This is a genomic window from Streptomyces sp. NPDC049879 (assembly GCF_044461265.1).
In the GTDB taxonomy this organism is placed as follows: Bacteria; Actinomycetota; Actinomycetes; order Streptomycetales; family Streptomycetaceae; genus Streptomyces.
In genome coordinates this window covers 1,081,371-1,107,619 of sequence record NZ_JBITKT010000001.1, presented here as the reverse complement: position 1 = coordinate 1,107,619, position 26,249 = coordinate 1,081,371, and the positions used below count along the sequence as shown (strand labels likewise).

Genomic DNA, 26,249 nt, shown 5'->3' with positions numbered 1-26,249 from the left:
GTGTACGCACTCACCGACGTCAGCAAGACCTACCGGCGCGGCAAAGCCACCCTCGCCGCGCTCGACAAGGTCTCGCTGACCATTCCCGCAGGGAGCCGCCTGGTCGTCCAGGGCCCCACCGGCGGCGGGAAGTCCACCCTCCTGCAACTGCTCGGCGGCCTCGACCGCGCCACGTCGGGCTCGGTCCTGCTCGACGGCGAGGACCTGGGCGGGCTGTCCGAGGCGAAGCTGACCAGGCTGCGCGCCCAGCGGATCGGCTTCGTCTTCCAGGGCTTCCACCTCATCCCGACGCTCACCGCGCAGGAGAACGTCGAGACCGCCCTCGTGCCCCTGCGCGTGCGCCCCGCCGAACGCCGCGCCCGCGCCGCCGAGGCCCTCGCGTCGGTCGGCCTCGCGGAGCGCGCGGGCCACATACCGGGCGAGCTGTCCGGCGGCCAGCAGCAGCGCGTCGCCATCGCCCGCGCGCTCGTGAAGCGCCCGGAGGTGCTGCTCGCCGACGAGCCGACCGGCAACCTGGACGAGACCACGCGCGACGAGGTGATGGAGGTGCTGGAGACGCAGTGGCGCGAGCACGGCCTGACGTTCGTCCTCGTGACGCACGACAGCGGCATCGCGCGCCGTGCCGAGCGGGTGGCCCGCATCGCGAAGGGCCGGATCACGGTCACCGAGCGGAGGACGGCGACCCCCGCCGGCTGAGGCCGCACGACTCCCGCCCCGCGCCGCCGCCCCCCTTCGGCGGCGCGGGGCGGGTGCCTCCCGGTGCGGGGAACGCGTCAGGCGGGGGTGCGTTCGCGGCGTGCGGCGGCGAGGGCCGCGTCGGTGTCGGCGGTGGCCAGGTCGGCGTTGATGTGCGCCCCGGCCAGGGCGCCCGCCGCCGCGGCGGCGCCGACCTGGGCCATGGGGTCGGCGGCGTTGCCCGCCACCCAGACGCCGGGGACGTCGGTGGTGCCCGCCATGCCCGTGGCGAAGTGGCGGCCCATGCCGCCGGGCAGGTCGCGCATCGGCAGGCCCAGGTCGCCGATGCCCTCGGTACGCGCCCACAGGGTGGTGGCGACGGCGAGGACGCGGCGCGGCACGAGCCGCCCGTCCGCCAGGCGCACGCCCGCGATGCCGCCGTCCTCCGCCGTGGCGACCTCGGTGACGCCGGTGTCCACGACGCGGATGCCGCGGGCGGCGAAGCGGGCGCGGGTGTCCGCGTCCAGATCGGTGCCGCGGGTGAAGTAGACGAGGTCGTCGGTCAACTGCCGGAACAGCAGGGCGTGGTGGACCGATGCGGGGCCGACCGCCAGGACGCCGATGGGCTCGTCGCGCACCTCCCAGCCGTGGCAGTAGGGGCAGTGCACGACGCCGTGCCCCCAGTGCGCGGCGAGGCCGGGTATGCCGGGCAGGACGTCGCGCAGGCCGGTGGCGACCAGGAGGCGGCGGGCGCGCAGGGTGGTGCCGTCGGCGAGGGCGACGGCGAAGCGCGGGTCGCCGCCGGGGGTCGGTTCCGCCGGGGCGGCCCGTACCACCTGGCCGGTCACGACCCGGCCGCCGTACCGGCGGACCTCCTCCCCGCCCCGCGCGTACAGCTCCGCCGGAGGGGTGCCGTCCAGGCCGAGCAGCCCGTGGACGCCCTCGGCGGGCGCGTTGCGCGGGTCGCCGCCGTCGATCACGACGACCGAGCGGCGGGAGCGGGCCAGCATGAGCGCGCCGTTCAGTCCTGCGGCGCCGCCGCCGATCACGACGGCGTCCACGTCGGTGGGCATGGGGTCTCCTCTCTCTTTCCGGCCCCGCCAGTCGGGGGGGCCGTACGCCGTCCGACGCTAAGCGGGCCTTGCCCGAGGCGCATAGCATGTTGCCCATGACGCAAGAGGATGGCGAGCTGGACGGCCTGGTGCGCAAGCGCATCCGCGCCCTGCGCGTGGCCCAGGGGCTGTCCCTGGAGGAGCTGGCGACCCGCGCGCGGATCAGCCAGTCCACGCTCAGCCGCATCGAGAACGGGCGGCGCCGCCTGGCCCTCGACCAGCTGGTCACCCTGGCCCGCGCCCTCGACACCTCGCTCGACCAGCTGGTCGAGACCGGCTCGGACGACGTCGTCTCCAACCCGGTGGTCGACCGGGCCCGCGGCCAGCTGCGCTGGCCCCTCGGCGCGTACCCCGGCATGACGGTCGTCCGCCAGCGCATGACCGAGCCGCCGCCCGACAGCCCCACGCGGCTGCGCGCCCACGCGGGCCATGAGTGGCTCGTCGTCCTGTCGGGGACCGCGATCCTGCTGCTGGGCAACCGGCGGTTCAGGATCGAGGCGAACCAGGCGGCGGAGTTCCCCACGATGCTGCCGCACGCCATCGGCACGGCGGGCGGGCCGTGCGAGACGCTCGGCATCTTCGACCACGACGCCCGCCGCGGCCACCAGGGCGGGGACGACGCGGGGCAGCGGCCGGACCGTACGTGAACGTGACCGCTTGCGCCTCCGGCAGCCCGGCGGGGCATCGCCTTGCGCATCCGGGGAACCGCCGGGCCGTACGGGGGCGGCCCGCCTAGCGTGGCCGCATGAGCCACTCCCCGCACCACAGCCACGAGCACGACCGCGACCAGGTGGAGATCCTGGACCTGGACGCCGAGGTGCTCGCCGGCCACCTCGCGTCCCTCACCGACCGGCTGCCCGTCACCACCGCGCTCCGCCGGATCGTGGACCTCGGCGCCGGGACGGGCGCCGGGACCCTCGCCCTCCTCCGCCGCTTCCCCGGCGCGGAGGTGACGGCCGTGGACGTGTCGGCCCCCCACCTGCACCGGCTGCGGGAGAAGGCCGCCGAGGCCGGGGCGGCCGACCGCGTGCGCGTCGTACGGGCCGACCTGGACGCGGACCGGTGGCCGGATCTCGGGACGCCCGAGCTGGTCTGGGCCTCGGCGTCCCTGCACCACATGGCCGACCCCGCCGCCGCCCTGCGCCGGGTCCACCGCCTGCTGGCGCCCGGCGGGCTGCTCGCGGTGGTCGAGCTGGCCGGGTTCCCCCGCTTCCTGCCGGCGGACGCCCCGGCGGAGGCGCCCGGCCTGGAGGAACGCTGCCACGCCGCCCTCGACCGGCACCACGCCGAGCACGTGCCCCACCGGGGCGACGACTGGGGCGCGGCGCTGACGGCGGCCGGTTTCACGGTCGAGGCCGAGCACACCGTCACCGTGGACATCGGCCCGCCGCCCACGGACGCGGTCGCCCGTTACGCGCTCGGCAGCCTGCGCCGCCTGCGCGAGGGCGCGGCGTCCGCCCTGACACCCACGGACCTGGCCGCGCTGGACCGCCTGCTGGACACCGGCAGCCCGCAGAGCGTTCTGCGCCGCACGGACCTGGGCGTCCGCACGGAACGCACCCTCTGGGCCGCCCGCCGCCCCTGACGCCGTCAGGCGAAGGGCGGGCGGCCCGCGCCCCAGGTGAACACCGGGCCGGTGGCCGACGCGGTCACGCCCGCGCCGGTCGGGGGGAGGGTGAACTCCTCGTGCAGCCACGCGTCGATGGCGAGCGCCGCCACCTCGGAGCGGTAGTCGGCGAGGGGGTACTCCAGCGCGTGGACGGCGATCAGCAACCCGTCCGGGTGCGCCCCGGCCAGGGCGGGCGCGGAGAGCGAGGCCCCGAACGCGAGCCAGGCGGCGTCCTCCCCGTACATGCCGCCCGGCACACCGAGGCCGACCCCCCGGTGCAGCCACAGGACACCCGGCGCGCCGGGCGCGGCCACCGGGAGGACGGCGGCGACCAGATCGGCCGCCAGCCCGCCCCGGCCGCCGGGCAGGCGGAAGCGGAACCGGCAGGTGCGCGACAAGGCGTTCTCCCCCTGGATCAACCGGATTCGAGCCCGCAGACCTCCCGCAGAGAGCTCGCCCTGGACCGCCTCACAACTGGACGACTCGGAGTCGCCGAAGCCCGCGGACCCGTCACACGGTCGGCTCGGGGACACGCCATGTGATCCGGTACCGCTGTTCGGGCGGGAGCCCGAACCGGCCCACGGGACGGATCTCCTTGACGAGGTAGCCGAAGATCTGATGGTGGGCCTCCTCGGAGAGTTCGTCCCATGTTTCGGGCGTCGCCGTCATGATCTCCCGCACCAGGGACGGGTCGGCTTCGGCGCGCAGCATCTCGATGCGTTCTTCGCGGTCCATGGTGTCGTCGGCATGCATCGCACTGATCGACCTTTGGAGGAGATTCGGCTCGGCCGCCAGACGCTGGAGTATCCGGTCGCATCCGAAGAGGAAGGCCGTGCGCATGTCGACCGCTTCCTGATCGGGATAGCGGTAGCCGAATGGGCTGCCCTCCTCGGCACCCAGGTAATCGCCCTTCAGGACGCGCAGGAGAGCACGGAGGGCGAACTCGGCACCGTGGTCTTCTATGAGGCGGACACCGCCTTGTACCCACTCGTCCTCCGTGATCAGGGGTTTGTGCGGTACGGCGAGCGAGGGGTCGATCTCGACCGCCAGAACGGGGTTCATGACCATCCCAACGAGGGCATCGGCGGTCCATCGCCCGTCATCGGCGCCCCACCCCTGGGACAGCGCGAGTTCCCGGGCCGACTTCATGCCTCCTGGCTCGCCCTCCCGCACGGCCCGCCACAGGGGAAGGAACCGCGTCACCTCAGCTGTGGGGTCGCGAGGCGGATCAACACAGGCGGCGGCGAGCACCGCCACGATCGACTTCACCGTTTCCCAGCGGGGGACGGTCAGGCCCTTGATGGCTGTACGGACCCCTTCATGGCTGACGACCGCGGGGTGGTCGCCCTCGGCGATCAGGGCACTCACCTTCCGCATGCCGGGGCGGCCTGCGGCCCGGTGCAGTTCTTCCAGAGCCCGTACCAACTCCTGATGGGCTTCGTTCGGTAGGGAGACGCTGTCTGCGGTCACGGAACGGTGCATCCCTTCAGCCGTCGGGCGACGGTCGCGCTGACCGTCAGATAGCGCCAAGAGCATCAAATGTGCAGGCGAAGCTGCGCGTGTCAGATTATGCCAACTTACCGGCGCCGCCCGTCAGACAACGACAAGGATTCCAGGACGACTTGGAGCATGGACTCAGCGTCATGAGGAAAGGGCGCCGAACTCGGAGGAGTCGTTCTGTGCACATCCCTGCCTATGCCTACACCACAATCCGCTCCGCACTGCCGGGCCTCCCCACCGCACGCCACGTCGAGATGCTGGACTGCTGCCTCTGCGACAAGCCCTTCGAGGACAGCACGCCCATACCGCTCGGACCGACTCCCGAGTCGGGTCTGTTCGGCTGCCGCTCCTGCCTGACACGCCTCGTCGCCCGCGCGCGACGGACCCGTGACGCCGCGCTCGCTCAGGATGCCGAGCGAGCCGGGACCGAAGCGGCCGCCTGGGCGCCGGTGCGTGAGCGCCATCTCGCTCGGCTCGACCGCGTACGACAGGCCGCGGAGGCCGTCACCGCGCTGGTGCCGGACGAGGGGGTCAGACCGCTGCGGGTCGCCGCGCTCCTGGTCTCACTGGAGTCGGCGTACGCCTGGGTCCCGGACGCCCCGGAGCCACCTGCCTCGATGGACCAGGAGGACCCCGCGCTGAGGGACGAAAAGTTCCGCCTCGACCTGGCCATGGTGACGGCCCGGGAAACGGTCGCCGAACGGCTCGCCTACCACCTGATCAATGAGGCCCAGCCGGACGAACCGGAGATGTGCGGGGAGATGGAGTGCCCGGCGGACTGCTCGGGACGCCATGACGTCTCGGAGATCGACTGCGGACCGGATGCCATTTTCGATGACCTCACGGAACACGGCATCGCAGTCGAACGGCCTGCTCCCGAGCCGACGTCACATCTGCTCACGGGTCTGCTGGGCGAGTCTGGCACCGGGACAGAGGCCGGGCAGGCGCAGCAGTTCCTCACCGGCATCCACGATGTGGCCCCCGCTCTTCTCGCACCGTACGGCATCGACGCCGATGATGTGGAAGCCCTCACGGACGCCGCCGCGGTGGGTCTGGTGGCCGACGCCTGGCGTGAAGGCCCACTGGAGGTCATCCATGCGGCCGAGGGTGGGCCGACCGACGGCGAGATCTTCGCGCAGAGCGTCGATCTCTACCGCAGGGCCCGCACGGCGCTGGTGACCGCGCGGGACGACGGCCCCGATGCACTGCTCGGGTTCGTGGCGGTCGCCTCGGACCTGGACCTGCCCTGGGCCGGTGGTACAGCCTTCACATTGCGCACGATGTCCGGCCCGGCGGCGGAATTCGTCAAGCATGTCGACGACCGGGTCTGGTTCACCGGAGAGGTGATCCGGCACCACGACTGGCGGGCGGCGCTGTTGCACAGAGCGATGTCCGCCGCGTTCAAGGCTTCGGACCAGTTCGGCATGCCGGGCTGGCAGGATGCCGTCGCCGGAGCGATGGAACGGCTGGCGGAGCTGGACCTGTCGGACGCGCCAGGGCAGCTGGCCGACCTCGCGGCGGTGGAAACCGCCCTTCGTGAAGCCCCCGACCGGCTGGGAGTGGACGCGCTCGACTGGATGGTTCGTCAGGGGGTGTTCGTCCGGGACACCGGCACGGTCGACCGCTGAATTATCCGGCACCTGCCCCGGCCAGGGGCGGGCCATCGGAACACCCGGTTCGCGGAGGACCGGAAGGCGGTGACTGTCCCGGAGCCCGGCCCCGGGAAGGCCGCACAGGGGTCTCTCCCCGACTCCGCACAGTGATGAGAAGCGGTCACCGAATCGGTGTCCCAGAGACCAGCCGGGAGGCATGAGGTATCACTATGTTGAGGATCATGTGCGAGGTCACGCCGTGACGTGGGATGGAATCAGCCTCGTCGTCCTAGCGGCGTTCGGGCTCGTGACGCTGCTGCTCACGCAGATCAGCGACGTGTTGTCCAGACTGCCGCAGATCATCCGCGCGTGGCGTCGGGTACAGCACGAGCTGCGCGCGAAATCAGACGCTGACCCTGGTGGCGGCACGGTCGCTCCAACCCGTGGGGCCCATGCCCAGGGGAAGTCCGGAGCGCGGCAGGACGAAAGCTGACCGGACGGACAGCACGATCAGGTGTGTCTCTGCAGGGGCCGGATCCCCTCATAGCTGACGGCTCCCTCTCGGGCGCGTCAGAGGTGGGCCAGTGGAAAGCGAGGCCGTCTGGCGCTGGGGGGATCGTCGCGCCGGTCGCGGGGAGGGCGAACTCCTCGTGCAGCCAGGCGTCGATGGCGAGCGCAGCCACTTCCGGGTGGTAGTCGGCTGGGGGGGGCCAGCGCATGGACGGCGATCAGCAGCCCGTCGGGGTACGCCTCGGCCAGGGCAGGCGCGGAGAGCGAGGCGCCGAAAGCGTGCCAGGCAGCGTTCTTCCCGTACACGCCGCCAGGCACGCTGAGGCCCCGGTACAGGCGCAGGACACCCGCCCCTGCCGCCGGGGAGGCGGAAAAGGCGTTTGTCCTCTGCATCGACCGAATTCGAGCCCGCAGAGACCGCGGAGCCAGAGACGGTGAAGCCGCGGGCACAGGCCCGGCGGCGGGGCGGTACCCGTGCACGCGGCGTCCTCAGATGTCGCGAGGGGCGAGGCAGCCCGGCAGGCGTGCGATCCGGCAGGACCTGTCGAAAGAGTCGCGTGTGGCGACTCTTCGCGAACACTTTGTCCATGTCGGCGGAAAGGGATCGCCGCTCGTCGTCGGCGAGTGCAGACCCTCTGCAAATGATCACCGGTATTTGCAGTGCCGAAGGGGTGGGCGAGGCGGAGAAATTGTGTGTTCATGGGAGGGTGATTCCGTGGACATCGATGGCATGCTGAGGTCCCGTCGCCCCCGGTGAGGGAGTGACCAGGCATGTCCTGTGCGAGAACCGGGAGTTCGAGTCATGGTGTGAGGCCGGCGTGGCGGGTGGGGACCGTTTGCGGTGGGCGGGGAATTGCGGTGTGGAAGTCACTTTCTTTCCATTGTCGCGGCTATTTTTCCGACGCACTGTCATTTCCTTGCCGTCAGTATGGACGGCTCCTGTCGGCGCTCGTACGCTCTGGGCGCCCGGGCGGGAATCCGCACCCCTTCGACGCGTGAAGATCCGGCCCATGACCCCGGTCCGGCACCGGGCGGGTGGCCACCGCCCCGCTCGGTGTCGTCTCCCCCGTCCACGGCCCCACGGCCCCGATCCCGCCCTCCCGGTGACCCGTCGTCGCCGGGAGGGCGGTAACGCACTCAGCCCATCCGTCCAGTGAGGAGCACGTGTTGAGAGCAGCACCAAGACGCCTGCGAAGAACCGCGGCCTGTGTCGTGGCGACGGCACTCGCGGTCCTGACCGGCGCCACCACGGCGGCCGCCCATCCCGGCCATGGTGAGGAGACGTTCAACGCGCTGGTGTTCAGCAAGACCGCCGGTTTCCGCCACGACTCGATCCCCGCGGGGATCAGCGCGATCGAGGCGCTCGGCGAGGAGAACGGCTTCGAGGTCACCGCCACCGAGGACGCGTCGGTCTTCAACGACGCCGACCTCGCGCAGTACGAGGTCGTCATCTGGCTGTCCACCACCGGTGACGTCCTGAACAGCGACCAGCAGGCCGCGTTCGAGCGGTACATCGAGGGCGGCGGCGGCTACGCCGGTGTCCACGCCGCGTCCGACACCGAGTACGACTGGCCCTGGTACGGCGAACTCGTCGGCGCGTACTTCGACAACCACCCGCAGCCGCAGGAGGCCGCGGTCAAGGTCGAGGACCACGCCCACCCCTCCACCGCCCACCTGCCCACGCGCTGGGAGCGGTACGACGAGTGGTACAGCTACGGCGACAACCCGCGCGGCGACGTCCACGTCCTCGCCTCGCTGGACGAGACGTCCTACGACGGCGGCACCATGGGCGCCGAGCACCCGATCGCCTGGTGCCAGGACATCGAGGGCGGCCGGTCCTGGTACACCGGCATGGGCCACACCCAGGAGTCGTTCCAGGAGCCCGAGTTCCTCGAACACCTGCTGAACGGCATACGGACGGCGGCCGGTGTGCTGCCGGCCGACTGCTCGGCGTCGCTGACCGACAGCTTCGAGAAGGTCACGCTCGACGACAACACGAGCAACCCGATGGAGCTGGACATCGCCGACGACGGCCGTGTCTTCTACATCGACCGCAACGGGTCCGTCCGCCTCGTCCGCACCGACGGGTCGGTGGTGACGGCCGGGACGGTGCCGGTGTACACGGGCCAGGAGTTCGGCCTGCTCGGCATCGCGCTGGACCCGGGCTTCGCGGAGAACGGCTGGCTGTACCTCTACTACTCGCCCAGCGGCTCGGCGGCGATCGACCGCGTGTCGCGGTTCACGGTCGAGGGTGACGCGATCGTGCCCGGCAGCGAGGAAGTGGTGCTGGAGATCGCGACCCAGCGGCAGGAGTGCTGCCACGCGGGCGGCGCGCTGGAGTTCGACACCGAGGGCAACCTGTACATCGCCACCGGCGACAACTCCAACCCGTTCGACTCGGGCGGCTACACGCCGATCGACGAGCGGCAGGGCCGCGCCCCCTGGGACGCGCAGCGCACCTCGGCGAACAGCAACGTCCTCAACGGCAAGGTCCTGCGCATCACCCCGCAGCCGGACGGGACCTACACCGTCCCGGAGGGCAACCTCTTCGCCCCTGGCACGGAGGACACGCGGCCCGAGATCTACGCGATGGGCTTCCGCAACCCGTTCCGCATCGGCCTCGACCCGCTGACGAACCGGCTGTACGTCGCGGACTACGGCCCCGACGCGGGCTCGGCCAACCCCAACCGGGGTCCGGACGGACGCGTCGAGTGGAACATCCTGTCGGAGCCAGGCTTCTACGGCTGGCCGTACTGCGTCGGCGCCAACACCCCGTACAACGACTTCGACTTCGCGACCAACACCTCCGGCCAGCAGTTCGACTGCGCGGCGCCGGTCAACGACTCGCCGAACAACACCGGCGTCGCCGAGCTGCCCGCCGCGATCCCCGCGGAGCTGTGGATGGGCAAGTCGGCCTCGGGCGTGCCCGAGATCGGCGGCAGCGGCGCGCCGATGACCAGCGGCGCGTACGTGTACGACTCCGAGCTGGCGTCCGAGCGGAAGTGGCCCGCCTACTTCGACGGGATGGCGATCTTCGGCGACTGGAACGACGGGCGCCTGTTCACCGTCCAGCCGGACGAGGACCGCACCGGCGTCTCGGACGTGTCGCGCTTCCTGGAGGGCATGGACTTCACCCGGCCGCACGCCATGGAGTTCGGCCCCGACGGCGCGCTGTACCTCATCGACTGGGGCAGCGGCTTCGGCGGCAACAACGCCGACTCCGGCGTCTACCGCGTGGACTACGTGGAGGGCAACCGCAGCCCGATCGCCCGCTTCACGGCGGACCGCACCTCGGGCCCGCTGCCCCTCGAGGTCGCCTTCGACGCGACGGACTCCTTCGACCCGGACGGCACGCCCGTCACGGTCTCCTGGGACTTCGACGGCGACGGGACCGAGGACAGCACCGAGCCGGTCGTGACGCACACCTACACGGAGGCGGGCCGGTACACGGCGCGGCTCACCGTGACGGACGCGGACGGCCGCGCGGCGGTGTCGAACCTCGACATCACGGCGGGCAACACGGCGCCGGAGATCGAGGTGGCCGCGCCGGTGGACGGCGGGTTCTTCGAGTTCGGCGACACGATCGCCTACGACGTGTCGGTGACCGACGCGGAGGACGGCCAGGTGGACTGCGACGACGTCGTCGTGCAGCCCGCGCTCGGCCACGACGAGCACGCCCACGGGTACGAGCAGTACCACGGGTGCAGCGGCGTCTTCCCGCTGCAGGGCGACGAGGGGCACACGGGCGCCAACATCTTCGGCACCGTGACCGTCACCTACACCGACCGGGGCAACGGTGACGCGCCCCCGCTGACGACGCAGGAGGTCATCGTCCTCCAGCCGAAGCTGCGCGAGGCAGAGTACTTCGACGGCACAGGGCGTCTGGAGGGCTCCACGGCGGGCGGCAACCCCGGCGTGCAGACCGAGGCCACCGGCGACACCGCGGGCGGCGGCCAGAACATCGGCCACATCGAGGACGGCGACTGGTGGTCCTGGGACCCGGCCAACCTGACGAACATCGACACGATCGGCCTGCGCGCGGCCTCCCCGACCCTCGGGGCGACCGTCGAGGTGCGCACCGGCGACCCGGACACCGGTGAGACGGTCGCGACGATCGACGTGGACGCGACGGGCGCCTGGCAGACGTACGGCGACTTCTCGGCGGACGTCGAGGGGGACACGGCGACGGACAGCGGTCCGCTGTACTTCGTCAAGACGACCGGTGAACTGAACGTCAACTGGGTCGAGTTCGGGGGCCGCGGCGTCACCGAGAACCAGCGTCCCGTGGTCACCGTGACGGCCGACCCGACCAGCGGCACCGCGCCGCTCGACGTGGACTTCACGGCCGAGGCGACCGACCCCGAGGGCGACGCGCTGGAGTACGCCTGGACGTTCGGCGACGGCGGCACCGCCACCGGCGCCACGGCCGAGCACACCTACACCACCCCGGGCGAGCACCGCGCGCAGGTCACCGTGACCGACGAGCGCGGGGCGCGTTCCTCGCGGAGCGTGGCCATCCAGGTGGACGGCCCGGACCAGTCCAACCCCTGCCTGTCGGGCCGCTCGGACGGCTTCGACGGGTCGGAGCTGGACACGGACCGCTGGTCGGACTCCGTCCGGCTGAACCAGGACCTGGCCGTACGCGACGGGAACCTCGTCCTGCCGCTGACCGCCACCGACATCTACGGCACCGGCAACTCGGACACGCCCAACATCGTGCTCCAGACGCTGCCCGACGGCGCCTGGGAGGCGACCGCCAAGGTCACCCTGCCCGCGCGCCTGGCGTACCAGCAGGCCGGGCTGATCGTCTACGGCGACGACGACAACTACGCGAAGATGGTGCTCCAGGGCCGCTCGACCGGCAGCCCCTCGGCGGCGGCGCGCATCTTCCAGTTCATCAGGGAGGAGGACGGCGTCCCGAACGAGGTCGCCGACAGCAACACGTCCGACCTCGGCGCGGACTTCCCCGACACGTACTGGGTGCGGTTCACCAGTGACGGCGAGGACCTGCGCGCGTCGTGGAGCGCGGACGGCGGCACGTTCACCGACATGCCGCAGACGAAGAGCCTGGCGGGCATCGACAACCCGCGGATCGGGCTGTTCGGCCTCACCAACCGGGCCGAGGCCCTGCCGGTGTCCGCCGAGGTGGACTGGTTCACGCTGACGCCCGACGACACGGCCGAGGCCCCCGAGGCGTCGGACGAGTTCGAGGGCACGGAGCTGGACGCCTGCCGCTGGACCGCGGTCGTGCGGCCCGACGCGTCGGCGCGCGCCGTCGCGGACGGGCAGCTGCGGATCGACACCAGCGCGGGCGACATCTACCAGGGCACCGCGACCGACCCGGCCAACCTGATCCTCCAGCCCGCGCCGGAGGGCGACTGGACCATCGAGACGAAGGTGGACGCGTCCGCCTTCGACGAGCGGTACCAGCAGGCGGGCCTGATGGTGTACGGCGACGACGCCCACTACGTCAAGCTCGACTACCTGGTGACCAACGCGCCGGGCTCGGCGGTCACGCGCGGCATCGAACTGCGCGCGGAGGCCGACGACACGGTGCTCAGCCCGCAGCCGAACGCGTCCCCGCCGCCCGACCAGGGCGTCTGGCACCTGCGGCTGGGCAAGTCGGGCGACACGTACACCGGCTGGTACAGCGCGGACGGCGAGGAGTGGACCGAGCTCGGCGAGGTGACGAACGAGGCACTCGCCGGTACGTCGCCCCGCTTCGGGATCTACGCCTACGGCGCGGACCAGCAGGAGTCCAAGCCCGCGCTGTTCGACTGGTTCCGCGTGCTGTCCGACACGGCGGCGCCGACCGTCGAGCTGGCCACCGAGCCGGGCGAACCGTCCGGGGAGGAGGGCTGGTTCACCGGTCCCGTGACGCTGACCGCGACGGCGGAGGACGCCGGGGACGGCCAGGTGTACACGGAGTACCGCGTGGGCGGCGGCGACTGGGCGGAGTACACCGCGCCCGTCGAGCTGGCGGACGACGGCGAGCACACCGTCGAGGTGCGCGCCTCCGACACGGCGGGCAACGTCTCCGAGACGGTGTCCCGCACGGTGCGGATCGACGCGACGGCACCGACGGCCCGTCTGCGGGGCGTCGCGGCCGGCGAGGAGATCGGCCTCGTGGACGCGCCCGAGGTCAGGGCGGTCACGGAGGACGCGACGTCGGGCGTCGGCGCGGTCAGGCTGCTGGTGGACGGCCGGGAGGTGGACGTGCCGGCCGAGCTGGACCCGGCCGCCCTCGGCCTCGGCCTGCACCGCCTGACGCTGACGGTGACGGATGTCGCCGGGAACAGCGCGCAGGCCGTCAGGACGTTCCGTGTCGTGGCGGACTTCGAGTCGGCGATCGCGCTCGTGGAGCGCTTCGCGGCCGAGGAACGGATCACGGCGGCGAACGAGCGGCAGCTCGTCAAGGAGCTGGCGGAGGCGCAGATGTACAGCCACCGCGGCAAGGAGGCGCAGGCGCTGCGCGCCCTCGACCGGTTCGAGGACAGGGCGGCCGGAGTGCGTGACCGCGCGGTGCGGTCGCTGCTGCTGACGGTCGGCCAGGCGCTGCGCGAGCAGGTGTAGGCGCCGCGGGAGACGGCGCGCGACAGGAAGCGGCCCCCCGCCGGTGGGAACCGGTGGGGGGCCGCCCCTGCTGTGTGGGCACGCCGGGTCAGCGCCTGAGGTCGTTCCGGGCGTCGTTCCGGGTGTCATGCCTGGTGTCGTGCCTGGTGTCGTGCCGGGCGTCGTGCTTGGCCGCCCGGTGAGCGGAGCTGCGTGCCTTGAGGGCCGCTGCGGCGCTCGCCAGACCGAGGAGGGCGATCAGACCGCCCACGATGATGTTGCTGACGATGATCCCGGCGTCGAGGTTGCTGCCCATGACCCAGGGGGCCACGATCAGCCAGGCGCCGATCAGGATGAGGGCGTGGCTGAGCCCGTACATCCGGTCCGGGGCGCGGCTGAGGCCGAGAGCCAGTACGGCGACGGCGATGCCGAGGACCAGGTTGTTGACCGTCAGGTCCGGGTGCGCGTTGTGGAAGTGGAGTATCCACGGCGAGATCGCGGCGTACAGACCGGCCAGGAACACCGGCCCATCGACGAACACAACATCGCGCCCGCCCATGACGCGGGAGTAGCGCTCCCGCATTTCCATCTCGTCGGGGTGTCCGGAAAGGTCGCCCCTCTGGCGGTGTGAGACGTCGGTCATGCGACTAAGCCTCCTTCGATCTGTCTACGGACTCTTCCAGTATGCGCGGAATGCCCCATTTGGGTAATCCAGCGGGACCTCAGTCCTTAAATCAGAGGTAAAGGATGGCCGCGCGCCTGGTCAGCGCGCTGTAATCTTGATTACATGATTACGAAGCGGAGCCGCGAGGAAGTGCGCGGCTGGATCGTGGGGCGCGTGCCCACGTCGTGGTTCACCGAGCTGGTCGAGGTGACCACCGACCGTGAGGAGATCACGGTCATCGGCCGGGTCGCCGAGCCCGGCCTCGGCCACGACGCGTCCGAGGCCGAGCGGCGGGCGGCCTGCGAGGGGCGGATCACCGAGTTCCGCGAACGCACCAGGAGCGCGCGGGTCGAGGTGGCCAGGGAGGCGGGCCTGCGCTTCGGGCGGCAGGTGTCCTGGGGGGCGGTCTGCGGCGACGAGCGGGAGATGTTCACCCATGTCTCGGCGCCGGTGATGACACGGCTGCGGCAGCCGGAGCGCGTGGTGCTCGACACGCTCATCGCGGCCGGGGTGGCGCGCAGCCGCAGCGACGCGCTCTCGTGGTGCGTCCGGCTCGTGGAGCAGAACGTGGACGGCTGGCTCGGCGATCTGCGCGGGTCCCTCGCACATGTGGAGAAAGTGCGCGAGGAGGGCCCCGATCCCGACCGCAGCACCATGGTGATGATCCGTCCGCAGGAGCAGGCGAGCGACCTTTGAGGGACGCGCGCTACGTCGTCGGCTGTGAAGGAAGAGGTGATGCGGGGGAGTTCGCGTACGACATCCGGGCCGTCCGGGCCGCTGAGCCACCCATACGCTACCGTACGGTTTAACGGTACGTTACGGTAACTGCCATGCCACAACAGCGGGGCCCGCGCAGCCGTCTCACCGCCGCGGACTGGGCCGAGGCGGCACTCGCCGCCATGCGTGACGGCGGGGGCCTGGCGTCGATCGCCATCGAACCCCTCGCGACACGCCTGCGGGCTACCAAGGGCAGCTTCTACTGGCATTTCGCCAACCGCGACGCGCTGATCGAGGCGGCGCTGCGCCGCTGGGAGGAGCAGCGCGTCGCCGAGGTGTCCGGCGCGGACGAGGCGGGGGCCGGTCCGGAGGAACGTCTACGCGCGCTGTTCATGCGGCTCGTCGAGAGCGACGACCCCACGGAACCGGCGCTGCTCGCCCACGCCGGACACCCGATGGTCGCGCCCGTGCTGCGCCGGGTGTCCACGCACCGACTGGACTACCTGACCGGGCTGTTCGTGGAGATGGGCATCCCCGCCGAGGAGGCGCGGCGCCGGGCGCTGCGCACGTACTGCGGCTTCCTGGGCCGCGTGCAGCTCGCGCACGCCGTGCCCGAGGTGATGCCGCGGGGGGAAGAGGAACGGCTCTACCTGGAGTCGGTCATCGCGTCGCTGCTGCCGGGCTGAGCCGGACGCCGCCGGGCCCCATGCTCCCCGGCCCCCTCCCGTTCCCTGAAAACAGAAGAGGGCCGGGGCAGCAACCCTGTGTTCCCCGGCTGACCGCTCACCAGCCGAGACCTACGGATGCCCCCGCCCCCGGAGCCGAAACACCCGCGCGCGGGAGAACGCGCCGCGCGGGCGGGCGGGGCGGCCGTCCGCGCGTGTTGGGCCCGGTGGCCGCTGGGTACCCGGCGGCCACCGTTCCTCCCCCGCGTCCGCCGGGGAGGGTCCAGAGGCGAGGAGGGAAGCCATGCAGCAGCGGGGCAACGACCGGCTCGGCCCGCGCCGTGACGACGAGATGAAGCACGAGCTCCAGGGCATGCTGCGCGGGGACGGCCCGACGCGCTCCGAGGAGTGGCGCGAGCCGGAGCCCGTGCCCGAGGAGGACCTGGACCTCACCGCGGGTCCGGTGCTGCCGCCCGGCTCGGCGGCGGAGGAGGAGGCGGCCGACGAGGCGTTCCGCTCCGACCTGGCGCGCCATCTGCGCCCGTCCGAGTTCCCCGCCGAGCGGGGCACGCTCCTGGCCACGCTGGACGAGGTGAGCGCCCCCGACGACCTGGTGGACAGCGTGCGGCGGCTGCCGGACGGCCGGCGGTTCGCCAACGTCCAGGAGATCGCGGCGGCGCTGGGCCGCAGGCCCGCCGCCTGAGCGGCGCGGCGGCCCGCCGGCCGGCGCGTCAGCCGGCGGGCGGCAGCACCAGCGCGTATCCCCTGTCCAGGAGACGGGGGAGGCAGTACCCGAGGGCGGCGACCGTCTGCGTACGGTCGCCGCCCCCGTCGTGCGCGAGGACGATCGCGCCGGGCCGCGCCCCGTCCAGCAGGGTCCGGGAGATCGCGGTGGTGCCGGGGCGGGCCCAGTCGTCCGTGTCGAGCGACCAGCCGAGGGGCGCCATGCCCAGCTCGCGGGCGGCGCGGAGGGTGTCCGCGCTCCAGGCGCCGTAGGGGGCGCGGGCGAGGACGGGCGGGGTGCCGACGGCGCGGGCGACGGCGTCGCTGGTGCGGGCCAGCTCGTCGCGGGCGTCGGCGGGCGGGAGCCGGTCGAGGCGGGGGTGGCTCCAGGTGTGGTTGCCGATGAGGTGGCCCTCGTCGGCGATGGCGCGCAGCAGGGCGGGCTGCCACTCGGCGTTCTCGCCCGCGACGAAGAACGTGGCGCGGACGCCGTGGGCGCGCAGGACGGCCAGGATCTCGCGGGTGTAGGCGGGGTGCGGGCCGTCGTCGAAGGTGAGGGCGAGGCGGCGGCCGGTGCCCGGCAGCGTCTCGCGGACGCCGTGGGCGCCGGTACCTTCCCGCGTCGCGGCGGGGTCGTCGGCCCCGGCGCTGGCGGACGCGACGAGGTGCCGGTTGAGGGCGATCAGGCCGAGCCCGGCGGCGACGCCCGCCACCAGGCGGCGCGGGGGACGCCGTGGCGGGCACGGGCCTGACGGGGTGCCGGACGTCTCATACGACATGAGTCAGGGTTCTCACGGCGGTCGGCGCCGCGCGGGGCGTCCACACCGCTCGGCCGGGCCATCCCGCCCGTTCGGAGCAGCGGGCCCGGAACGTATACGGTCGCGCGGGGAGCGCCGGTGACGGTCCGTGGCCCGCGGCGGCCCCTCCCCCACGCGCCGGTCCCAGGCCACCGGCGGCGTCCGGCCGGCGGACCGGCGGTGCGGCAGGAGCTGCGGAGAGTGGTCAACTCCCTTTTTTAAGAGGCTAGTTGACAAGCCAGGTGCGGCCGGAAAGCGGTCTTCCCTCCCGCGCGCCCGGTGGGACGATCTGCTCGCCCCCGCCCTCGCGGGGGCCTTCACGCCACCACCCCGCACCACTCCCCCATCCCTGTCTTCTCCTCTGGGAGGAAGCCGTGAGACGTGCCCGCGCCACCGACAGACCCGGGCCCCGGAGAGCGCGGCTGACCGCCGCGCTGTCGGGGCTCGTCCTCCTCGCCGCCGCCCTCCTGCCGGGCGCGGCCCAGGCCGCCGGTCGGGGTACCGGCGGCTCCTTCGGTTCCGCCCAGCTCGCCGCCGCGGCCGACGCGGTGCTGGCCGCCGACGTGCCCGGCACCGCGTGGGCCGTCGACAAGGCGGCGGGCCGCGTCACCGTCGTGGCCGACACGACGGTGTCCGACGCGGAGATCGCACGGATCGAACGGGCGGCCGGGCCGCTCGCGGACGCCCTGGCCGTCGAACGGACCCCGGGCCGCGTCGAGCGGTACACCTCGGGCGGGGAGGGCATCCACGCCCTGAACTTCTGGCCCTGCACGCTCGGCTTCAACGTCCGGATCAACGGCGTGTACTACTTCCTCACCGCCGGGCACTGCATCTTCGAACTGCCGCCGCAGTACGTCTGGTATCCCTGGTTCCAGCCGCCGTCGCCGCCCAACCCGCCGGACCCGCCGCTCGGCTGGAGCGCGGCCTACTCGTACCCGGGCAACGACTTCGGCCTCGTGCGCTACAACGGCGTGCCGGCCGACCTCCAGGGCGTCGTCAACCCGTACAACGGCTCGGTCCAGGACATCACCGGGGCCGCCAACCCGACGGTGGGCCAGGCGGCCTGCCGCAGCGGCGGCGCCACGGGGAACGTCTGCGGCACCGTCACCGGGCTGCACTACTCGATCAACTACGGTGCCGGTGAGGTCGTCTCCGGTCTCATCAGGACCAACATCTGCTCCGAACCGGGCGACAGCGGCGGCCCGCTGTACCGGGGCACGACCGGCCTGGGGCTCGCCTCGGGCGGCAGCGGCAACTGCACGAGCGGCGGCACCACCTATTTCCAGCCGGTCGTCGAAGCCCTGAACGCCTACGGCGCCACGGTCTACTGACCCGGCCCACGCCACCGCACAGCACGTGCCGGACCGCCGGGCGCACCCGCCCGGCGGTCCCGGGACCGCACCTCAGCGCGGCGGCATCCCGAGCGCCGACTCCACCGCCGCCAGGATTTCCGTCACCCGCAGGCCGAACCGGACGTCGCACGCATGCGGCTCCCCGGTGGCCGCCGACTCCAGCAGCGCGTCCACCGCCCGGGAGAACGCGCGCTTCACCCCGCCCGGCGGCCGCTCCGGCAGCGTCGAGACCCCGGCGGCCCCGCGCAGCTCCACCGCGACACCCGCCGCCTGCGGCGGGACGGTGTGCGAGAGCGTGAGCGAGCTGGACGCGCCCGAGACGTGCCGCAGCAGCACGTGCGTCGTGTCCCCGGGGCCGAGCGCGGCCACGACGCCCTCGGGGGCCTCCTCGCCCGTGACGTCGCCGAGCGTGGGCAGCAGGACGGACAGCGCGTGCGGCCCGACGTCCCACAGCGCGCCGTGCTCCTTGCGCCACTCCGAGAACGCGTACGGCGAGTCCGAGCCGCCGAAGATGGGCGAGTACCAGTCGGCGCGGCCGGTGAGCCAGCCCTCCGTGCCCTTCTGCGCGGCCAGCCAGGCGGCCGTCTCCGGCGTGAAGCGCAGGGTGAAGAAGACGACCGAGGCGACGCCCGCGGCCCCTGCCGCGTCGGCCAGCTCGCGGGCGCCCGCGACGGTGGTGGCGGTCGGCTTGTCGAGCAGCAGGTGGCAGCCGGCGCGGGCGGCCCGTACGGCGAGGGGCGCCTGCACGTCGGGCGGCAGCGCGACGGCGACGGCGTCGCAGTCCGCGAACAGCGCGTCGGCGTCCTCGTACGGGCGGGTGCCCAGCTCCTCCGCCAGCTCGGCGGCGGCCTCGGGGCGGCGGCCCCAGACGCCGGCCAGCTCGACCCCGGGGTGCTCCGCGAGGCCGGGGCCGTGGGTGTTGCGCGCCCAGGGGCCGGTGCCGAGCAGACCGAATCTCATGGGTGACCCTTCTCCAGACGTACGCGGACGGAACGCGCGGGGGCGACCGGCCGGGAGGGCCGGTCGCTGACACCCTAAGACGCCGGGCGCGCGGGAGCGGTACCGGGGGCAAACGCCGTTCACGCCGGTTTAACAACCGGGCAACTGCCGGGAAACCGCTGGTGGGGAGGGTGGACGCGGCGTGGACGCAGCGCTGTGGAGCACCCGCGAAGACCTCATGGAGGAGCACGGACCGTGAGCTACAAGGCCGAGTACATCTGGATCGACGGCACCTCGCCCACCGCGAAGCTGCGGTCCAAGACCAAGATCCTCGCCGACGGCGCCGAGCCCCCGACCTGGGGCTTCGACGGTTCGAGCACCAACCAGGCCGAGGGCCACGCGTCGGACTGCGTGCTGAAGCCGGTCGCCTCCTACCCGGACCCGATCCGCGGCGGCGACGACATCCTCGTCCTGTGCGAGGTCTGGAACGTGGACGACACCCCGCACGTGTCGAACACCCGCGCCGCCCTGCGTCCGGTGGCCGAGCGGTTCGCGTCCCAGGAGCCGATCTTCGGCATCGAGCAGGAGTACACGTTCTTCAAGGGCGCGCGCCCCCTCGGCTTCCCGGAGAGCGGCGGCTTCCCCGCCCCGCAGGGCGGCTACTACTGCGGCGTCGGCGCGGACGAGATCTACGGCCGCGACGTCGTCGAGGCGCACCTGGAGAACTGTCTGAAGGCCGGTCTCGGCATCTCCGGCATCAACGCCGAGGTCATGCCGGGCCAGTGGGAGTTCCAGGTCGGCCCGCTGTCGCCGCTTGAGGTCTCCGACCAGCTGTGGATCGCGCGCTGGCTGCTCTACCGCACCGCCGAGGACTTCGGCGTCTCCGCGACCCTCGACCCCAAGCCGGTCAAGGGCGACTGGAACGGCGCGGGCGCCCACACCAACTTCTCCACCAAGGCCATGCGCGAGGGGTACGACGCGATCGTCGCCGCCTGCGAGTCCATGGGCAAGGACGGCAAGCCCCTCGAACACGTCAAGAACTACGGCGCGGACGTCGAGGACCGCCTCACCGGCGCGCACGAGACCGCGCCGTGGGACCAGTACAGCTACGGCGTCTCGAACCGCGGCGCCTCGGTCCGCATCCCGTGGCAGGTCGAGCGGGACAAGAAGGGCTACATCGAGGACCGGCGGCCGAACGCCAACTGCGACCCGTACATCGTGACGCGGCTGATCACCGACACCGTGTGCGCCGACCTGGAGGGCGCGGGCCTCGTCTGAGCCCCGCCCCCTCCCGCACGGACGCGCCCCGGCGCGCGTCCCCCGCACGTCTCCCCGGCCCGTGGCCGCAGCTCGGGCACGGTTCCGGGGGGACACCACAGGCGCCCGCCCCACGGCGGGCGCCTGTGGTGTATCTGGCTACACCCCCGCCGGGCTGTCGCCCCCCGTGACCACGGCACGGCCACGCCGCAGACTTGTGGTCGGATACCGCTACACGGCGAACGACCGCACGACGGAGATGGACGGGCGATGGACATGAACAGACACCGGGTACGCGATGCCCTGGAGGCGGCCTGGCGGGGACTCGTCCTGTCGCTGCTGTCGATCGTCGTCTCACTGGCGCTGTTCGTCTTCTTCGTCGTGTCGGTGGCGCTGATCCTGACGGGCATCGGCCTGTTCACGACGCCGATGGTCGTGGACGCCGTCCGCGCCCACGCCAACGTGCGGCGCGAGCTGGCCCAGCGCTGGAGCGGCCTGACGATCCCCACCGCCTACCGCCCCGAGCCCGTCTCCCGCACCGGCGGGATCGCGCACCAGGTGGCGCGCTGCGTCGAGATGCTCAAGGACCCGGCGACCTGGCGGGACGCGGGCTGGCTGTTCGTCGACGCCGTCGCCGGATTCGTGGTCGCGCTGCTGCCATGGGCGCTGATCGGCTACTTCCTGTGGGGCATCGTGCTGCTGTGCGGCGTGTGGGTGCCCGTGTACCACGCGGGCGGCACGTACTGGTACGCCTTCGTGCCGGTCAGCAGCTGGTTCACGGCGGTGCTCGCGGCGGTGCTCGGCGTCTGCCTCCTCGGCGTGGCCCTCGCGGTCAACCCGCTGCTGGTGCGCGGCCACTTCCTCATGACGGGCGCGCTCAACGGCGCCTCCGAGAAGCAGCAGCTCGCCCGGCGCGTGGCGCGGCTCCAGGAGACACGGCACGACGCGCTGGACAACTCCGCCGCCGAACTGCGCCGCATCGAACGGGACCTGCACGACGGCGCGCAGGCGCGGCTGGTCGCCATGGGCATGAGCCTCGGCACGGTCGAGGCGCTGATCGAGAAGGACCCGGCGAAGGCCAAGCAGCTGCTCGCCCAGGCCCGGGAGAACTCGGCCGAGGCCCTGTCGGAACTGCGCGACCTCGTACGCGGCATCCACCCGCCGGTGCTGGCGGAACGCGGCCTCGGCGACGCCGCGCGGGCGCTCGCGCTGCGCATGCAGATGCCGGTGGAGGTGGACGTGGACCTGCCGGGGCGCCTGGAGGAGCCGGTCGAGTCGGCCGCGTACTTCGCGATCAGCGAGGTGCTGACCAACGCGGCGAAGCACTCGGGCGCGTCCCAGGTGTGGCTGGACATCTACTACAGCGGGCCCGAGAGCGCGCTGCGTATCGCGATCACGGACAACGGGCGCGGCGGGGCGAGCCTCGAAGCGGGCTCGGGGCTGCGCGGCCTGGAGCGGCGGCTCGGCGCGTTCGACGGCGTGCTGGCGCTGAGCAGCCCCGAAGGCGGGCCCACCCTGGTCACCATCGAGATCCCGGCCGCCCGCGTCGAACCGGGCGCGGGCCGCCGCTGAGCCGCCCGCCCGTACCGTCGCACCGGGTGGGGTGCCGCTCCCGGGCGCGGCGGTGCGGGGCGGGCGTTGGCCCGGCGTTCGCCCCCGGCTCACCCAGCCCATCCCCGGCGTCACCGAACTCCCGTACGCTGCTGCCGCGTTGAGACACCGCTCCCCCACCCACGCGAGCGAAGGCGGCACCGCATGCGACCCCGGCGTTCCCTCCCCACGGCACTGGCGGCGTTCACCGTCCTGGCCCTCCCCGCCCTGGCACCGCCCGCCCGGGCGGCGACGGCGGCCGACGCGCCCTCCTACGGCGCGAGCACCTCGGTCGGCGTCCACAACGCCTACCTCCAGGGCACGTTCCCCTACTTCGCGGACGCGCTCGACTCCGGCGCCGGCATGCTGGAGATCGACGTCTGGACCAACTTCTTCGGCAGCGGCTGGCGCGTCGCGCACAACAACCCGTTCGGCAACTCCAGCAACTGCGTCGGCGCCGACTCCGCCGCCGGGCTGCGCACCGGCGCGCGGAACCAGGGCCTGGCCGGCTGCCTCGCCGACATCCGCGCCTGGCACGACGCGAACCCCGGCCACCGGCCCGTCCAGCTCAAGATCGAGCTGAAGGACGGCTTCGCCGACAACCTCGGCCGCGGCCCCGACGACTTCGACGCCCTGCTCGACGCCACGCTCGGCGACGCACTCTTCCGCCCCGCCGACCTGATCGGCGGCCACGCCACCCTCGACGAGGCGGTCCGCGCGGACGGCTGGCCGGGCCGCGACGCGCTGGCGGGCCGCTTCCTCGTGCACCTGATACCGGGCACCGTCGAGGAGGGCAACCCGTTCGACAGCCTCTGGACGGACGTCGAGTACGCCCGCCACCTGCGGGACCGCGCCGCCGCCGGGACGCTCGCGTCGGCCACCGCGTTCCCCGCCGTGCACGGCGCGGAGGCCGGCGACCCGCGCGCCGGGCGGTACGGGGACGCGACGCTGCGGCCGTGGTTCGTCGTCTTCGACGGCGACGCGTCCGCGTACCTCGGCGGCGGCATCGACACCGCCTGGTACACCGACCGCCACTACCTCCTCGTCATGACGGACGCGCACAACGTCCCGCCCGCCATCTCGGCCACCGCCCCGACCGAGGCCGAGGCGCTCGCCCGCGTACGGCTGCTCGCGGACGGCGGCGCGGCCGTGGCCAGTTCCGACTGGCACACGCTGCCGGGTGTGCTGTCCACCGTCGTGTCGCACGGCTGACCGCGGGGTCCCCCGGGACGGCTAAGCTGACCGCCATGCGCGTCGTCCTCGCCGAAGACCTGTTCCTGCTGCGGGACGGACTCGTGCGGCTGCTCGAAGCCCACGACTTCCAGATCGCCGCCGCCGTGGACAACGGCCCGGCACTCACCCGCGCCCTGGCCGAGCTGAAGCCGGACGTCGCCGTCGTCGACGTCCGGCTCCCGCCGTCGTTCACCGACGAGGGACTCCAGTGCGCGCTCCAGGCGCGCCGCGAGCAGCACGGCCTGCCCGTGCTCGTGCTCTCCCAGCACGTGGAGCAGCTGTACGCGCGGGAGTTGCTCGCCGACGGGCGCGGCGGCGTGGGCTACCTGCTGAAGGACCGCGTGTTCGACGCCGACCAGTTCGTGGACGCGGTGCGCCGCGTCGCGTCCGGCGGCACGGCGATGGACCCGCAGGTGATCCAGCAGCTGCTGGCGCAGCGCACGCAGGACTCGCTGCTGGAGAAGCTGACGCCGCGCGAGATCGAGGTCATCGAGCTGATGGCGCAGGGCCGTTCGAACGCGGCGATCGCCGAGCGGCTCGTGGTGACCGAGCGGGCCGTCGCCAAGCACACGTCCAACATCTTCAGCAAGCTCGGGCTGCCGCCGTCCGACGACGACAACCGGCGCGTCCTCGCGGTCCTCGCGTACCTCGAACAGCGATGACCCGTACGGCAGTCCGGGCCGCGCTCGTAACCTGACCGGCGGTCCGTCGTTCTGGCTTTGTGTCTGCCAGCGATGTCACCACCCCCGAAGCCGCGCCCGACGCCATGGCCCTCGACCAGGCCGAGGCCGCGCTCGTCGAGCACTACCCGCGCCTCGTGCGGCTCGCCCACCTGATCCTGCCGCGCACCCTCTCCCGGCACCGGCGCGTGCTGACGGCGCACGCGCTCGCGCAGCGCGCGCTGCCGCGCGGCAAGGCGGCCGCCGACGACCCCGCGCCGGTGCCCGCGCAGCGGGTGGCGGGGCCCGCCGGGCGTGACGCGGGCTACGCGTGGCTGCGGCTGCGCGTCGTGCGCGCCGCGCTCGCGGAGGGCCGCACGACCCGCCTCGCCGGCCGCGACGTACGCCTGCCGAGGCCGCGCCCGCTGCCGCTGGTCGCCGGGCTGCGGCTCTTCCCGCGCCAGGAAGGGGCGGACGTCGAGCGCGAGGTCGCGCTCGACCAGGCGCTCGCCGGTCTCGCCCCGGCGGCCCGCGCGGCGTTCGCGCTGCGGCGGCTCGACGGCCTGGACGAGGCGGCGGTACGGGGGCTGCTGCGCGCGGCGGGCGTGGAGCCTGCGGACATCGGCCCGGCGGTCACCGCCGCCGCCGCGCTGGCCGCCACCCCGAACGGCAGCCTCGTCGAACCGGCCGACCCCTGCACCCTCCAGGCGCGGCCGACCGACCTGCTGCGCCGCCGCCGCGTCACCCGGAACGCGCTGATCGGCGCTGCGGCGCTGGCCGTGGTCGCGGCCACGCTGGCGTTCCTCCCCGGCGGCTGGGGCGACGACGGCGCCGCCGCCCCGCCCTACGCGCGCAACGCCGCCGCCGAGGCCGCCCTCGACCCGCAGGGCCTGCGCCGCATCCCCGACACGGTGTGGCGCCAGTCGGCGCGCACGGACTTCTCGGTGTGGCCGACGCGCGGCGACAAGGCGGGCGACACCGGTCTGCTGCGCCGCGCGCTCGCGGTCTGGGCGCGCCCCGGCGACGAGGTGGTCGTCTCGGCGACGCCCGGCACGCAGACGGGTCCGCCCCCGGGACCGGCGCAACTGCTGTACGCGGGCGAGACGTCGGGCACGTCGGTCGTGCTGCTGTACGACGGGCTGCGGCTCGTCAGGTACGCGGAGGCGGCGGGCGCGTCGAGCGGCGCGGCGCTGCTGGACTTCGCGCGGGTGGACGGGGCGGGTCCGGCGGGTTCTGCCGCCGTCGTCATCGCCAGGGGCGACGGCAACACCCGTTATCTGATGGCCCCTTGGGTCACCGGCGCGGCGACGGCCGACCTGGTGGACCCGTCGGCGGACACGGCGCCGCTCGACGTGGACGAGGCGGGCGTGTCCGGCGCGGTGCGCACGACGGCGGGGCAGGGGCAGGACGCGGACGCGGCGCCGCAGGACGGGCTGTGCGCCGAGTACCCGGCGCTGTCGGTGACGCTCCAGGGCAGCCCGGACCCGTACCTCCTCGCCGACCTGGGCGAGCTGGTCCCTGCGCAGCTGACGTACGGCGAGCCGGGCGGTCCCGGGCAGGCGGGCGCGTCGGGCGAGGCGCGCGACCGGTGGGCCCGTACGGCGTGCCACCTGCCGCAGGTCGGCGGCGCGGGCGTGCGGTCGGTGAACCTGTGGGACTTCGCCGGGCAGACGCTGCCCGACGGCGGCGGCGAGGCGCGGTGGGTGTGCGTGCGGGCCGAGACGTGGCGCGGGGTCGGCGCGAAGACGCTGACGGAGTTCCTGGCGCCGCCGGCGCGGCCTGGTGAGCCCGGGGTGATGACGGCGAGCGCGGAGGACGCGTCGTCGTGCGGGCAGCGGCGCCCGGCGGTGCTCAGCGGCGTGCTGTGGCGTTCGCCCGCCGACGCGTGGTACCTGGTCGCGGCCGGGAGCGACGAGGTGACGTCCCTCAGGGCCGGGGGCGGGGTGACCGGCGAGTCGGACGGCCGGACGCTGGCCCTGCCCGCCGAGGAGGGCGCGCAGGCGGAACTGACGGGCACCCTCGGCGAGGACGGAACGCTCGCCATGCTGGGCGGCTGACGGCGGAGGCGGGGTGAGGGGCGGGGCCGCGCGGCGGTCCCGCCCC

Annotated in this window: 21 protein-coding genes; 15 read left to right on the top strand and 6 right to left on the bottom strand. The window is 73.3% G+C overall.

All coding sequences use genetic code 11. The features are described 5' to 3' along the window. Complete coding sequence (locus tag ACIBPC_RS05200) at nt 1-696, top strand: ABC transporter ATP-binding protein (RefSeq protein WP_398841402.1); 696 nt, start codon at nt 1-3, stop codon at nt 694-696. A gap of 77 nt (nt 697-773) precedes the next feature. Here ACIBPC_RS05200 and ACIBPC_RS05195 read toward each other — a convergent pair whose 3' ends face one another. Next, a complete protein-coding gene (locus ACIBPC_RS05195) occupies nt 774-1,748 on the bottom strand; it encodes an NAD(P)/FAD-dependent oxidoreductase (RefSeq protein ID WP_398841401.1) in 975 nt (324 codons plus the stop codon). 95 nt (nt 1,749-1,843) lie between these two features. Between ACIBPC_RS05195 and ACIBPC_RS05190 the strand changes: the two genes are divergently transcribed. After that, nucleotides 1,844-2,434, top strand: coding sequence for an XRE family transcriptional regulator (locus tag ACIBPC_RS05190; RefSeq protein WP_362963462.1), 591 nt, complete (start codon nt 1,844-1,846; stop codon nt 2,432-2,434). Nucleotides 2,435-2,532: 98 nt separating this feature from the next. After that, nucleotides 2,533-3,372, top strand: a complete 840-nt coding sequence (locus ACIBPC_RS05185) for a class I SAM-dependent methyltransferase (RefSeq protein WP_398841400.1) — start codon at nt 2,533-2,535, stop codon at nt 3,370-3,372. Nucleotides 3,373-3,377: 5 nt separating this feature from the next. Here ACIBPC_RS05185 and ACIBPC_RS05180 read toward each other — a convergent pair whose 3' ends face one another. Both ACIBPC_RS05180 and ACIBPC_RS05175 read right to left on the bottom strand, forming a co-directional pair. Then, nucleotides 3,378-3,794 (bottom strand): hypothetical protein, encoded by a 417-nt coding sequence (locus tag ACIBPC_RS05180; protein ID WP_398841398.1) that lies wholly within the window; start codon nt 3,792-3,794, stop codon nt 3,378-3,380. Nucleotides 3,795-3,906: 112 nt separating this feature from the next. Further along, on the bottom strand, nt 3,907-4,866 hold the full coding sequence (locus tag ACIBPC_RS05175; RefSeq protein ID WP_398841397.1) for a hypothetical protein: 960 nt from the start codon (nt 4,864-4,866) through the stop codon (nt 3,907-3,909). A 209-nt stretch (nt 4,867-5,075) separates the two neighbouring features. On the opposite strand from ACIBPC_RS05175, the gene ACIBPC_RS05170 reads away from it, so the two are divergent. The 3 genes from ACIBPC_RS05170 (at nt 5,076) to ACIBPC_RS05160 (ending at nt 13,571) form a co-directional block, all read left to right on the top strand. Then, nucleotides 5,076-6,524, top strand: a complete 1,449-nt coding sequence (locus ACIBPC_RS05170) for a hypothetical protein (RefSeq protein ID WP_398841395.1) — start codon at nt 5,076-5,078, stop codon at nt 6,522-6,524. A 181-nt stretch (nt 6,525-6,705) separates the two neighbouring features. Further along, nucleotides 6,706-6,981 carry a hypothetical protein gene (locus ACIBPC_RS05165; protein WP_398841393.1) on the top strand — a complete coding sequence of 92 codons (276 nt, stop codon included), beginning with the start codon at nt 6,706-6,708 and terminating at the stop codon, nt 6,979-6,981. A gap of 1,229 nt (nt 6,982-8,210) precedes the next feature. Then, on the top strand, nt 8,211-13,571 hold the full coding sequence (locus ACIBPC_RS05160; RefSeq protein WP_398841392.1) for a ThuA domain-containing protein: 5,361 nt from the start codon (nt 8,211-8,213) through the stop codon (nt 13,569-13,571). Nucleotides 13,572-13,659: 88 nt separating this feature from the next. Here ACIBPC_RS05160 and ACIBPC_RS05155 read toward each other — a convergent pair whose 3' ends face one another. Further along, nucleotides 13,660-14,193, bottom strand: coding sequence for an SPW repeat protein (locus ACIBPC_RS05155; protein WP_398841390.1), 534 nt, complete (start codon nt 14,191-14,193; stop codon nt 13,660-13,662). Nucleotides 14,194-14,337: 144 nt separating this feature from the next. On the opposite strand from ACIBPC_RS05155, the gene ACIBPC_RS05150 reads away from it, so the two are divergent. From ACIBPC_RS05150 to ACIBPC_RS05140, 3 genes are all read left to right on the top strand, one after another. Next, nucleotides 14,338-14,910 (top strand): hypothetical protein, encoded by a 573-nt coding sequence (locus ACIBPC_RS05150; RefSeq protein WP_398841389.1) that lies wholly within the window; start codon nt 14,338-14,340, stop codon nt 14,908-14,910. Between the two features lie 134 nt (nt 14,911-15,044). After that, nucleotides 15,045-15,617 (top strand): TetR/AcrR family transcriptional regulator, encoded by a 573-nt coding sequence (locus tag ACIBPC_RS05145; RefSeq protein WP_362963474.1) that lies wholly within the window; start codon nt 15,045-15,047, stop codon nt 15,615-15,617. A 283-nt stretch (nt 15,618-15,900) separates the two neighbouring features. Next, nucleotides 15,901-16,299, top strand: coding sequence for a DUF2795 domain-containing protein (locus tag ACIBPC_RS05140; RefSeq protein ID WP_398841388.1), 399 nt, complete (start codon nt 15,901-15,903; stop codon nt 16,297-16,299). Nucleotides 16,300-16,327: 28 nt separating this feature from the next. Here the strand turns inward: ACIBPC_RS05140 and ACIBPC_RS05135 are convergent, their stop codons facing one another. Further along, entirely contained in the window at nt 16,328-17,098 is a 771-nt protein-coding gene (locus tag ACIBPC_RS05135) for a polysaccharide deacetylase family protein (RefSeq protein ID WP_398841386.1), read from the bottom strand. 392 nt (nt 17,099-17,490) lie between these two features. On the opposite strand from ACIBPC_RS05135, the gene ACIBPC_RS05130 reads away from it, so the two are divergent. After that, complete coding sequence (locus tag ACIBPC_RS05130) at nt 17,491-18,447, top strand: S1 family peptidase (RefSeq protein WP_398841384.1); 957 nt, start codon at nt 17,491-17,493, stop codon at nt 18,445-18,447. Nucleotides 18,448-18,519: 72 nt separating this feature from the next. Here the strand turns inward: ACIBPC_RS05130 and ACIBPC_RS05125 are convergent, their stop codons facing one another. Beyond that, nucleotides 18,520-19,428 (bottom strand): Gfo/Idh/MocA family protein, encoded by a 909-nt coding sequence (locus ACIBPC_RS05125; RefSeq protein ID WP_398841383.1) that lies wholly within the window; start codon nt 19,426-19,428, stop codon nt 18,520-18,522. A 234-nt stretch (nt 19,429-19,662) separates the two neighbouring features. On the opposite strand from ACIBPC_RS05125, the gene glnII reads away from it, so the two are divergent. From glnII to ACIBPC_RS05100, 5 genes are all read left to right on the top strand, one after another. Continuing rightward, on the top strand, nt 19,663-20,685 hold the full coding sequence (gene glnII / locus ACIBPC_RS05120; protein WP_362963484.1) for a glutamine synthetase: 1,023 nt from the start codon (nt 19,663-19,665) through the stop codon (nt 20,683-20,685). 255 nt (nt 20,686-20,940) lie between these two features. Continuing rightward, a complete protein-coding gene (locus ACIBPC_RS05115; RefSeq protein WP_398841381.1) occupies nt 20,941-22,236 on the top strand; it encodes a sensor histidine kinase in 1,296 nt (431 codons plus the stop codon). A 183-nt stretch (nt 22,237-22,419) separates the two neighbouring features. Continuing rightward, complete coding sequence (locus tag ACIBPC_RS05110) at nt 22,420-23,466, top strand: phosphatidylinositol-specific phospholipase C domain-containing protein (RefSeq protein WP_398841379.1); 1,047 nt, start codon at nt 22,420-22,422, stop codon at nt 23,464-23,466. A gap of 35 nt (nt 23,467-23,501) precedes the next feature. Next, complete coding sequence (locus tag ACIBPC_RS05105; RefSeq protein ID WP_398841377.1) at nt 23,502-24,149, top strand: LuxR C-terminal-related transcriptional regulator; 648 nt, start codon at nt 23,502-23,504, stop codon at nt 24,147-24,149. A gap of 59 nt (nt 24,150-24,208) precedes the next feature. Next, complete coding sequence (locus ACIBPC_RS05100) at nt 24,209-26,203, top strand: hypothetical protein (protein ID WP_398841375.1); 1,995 nt, start codon at nt 24,209-24,211, stop codon at nt 26,201-26,203. Nucleotides 26,204-26,249 lie beyond the last annotated feature (46 nt).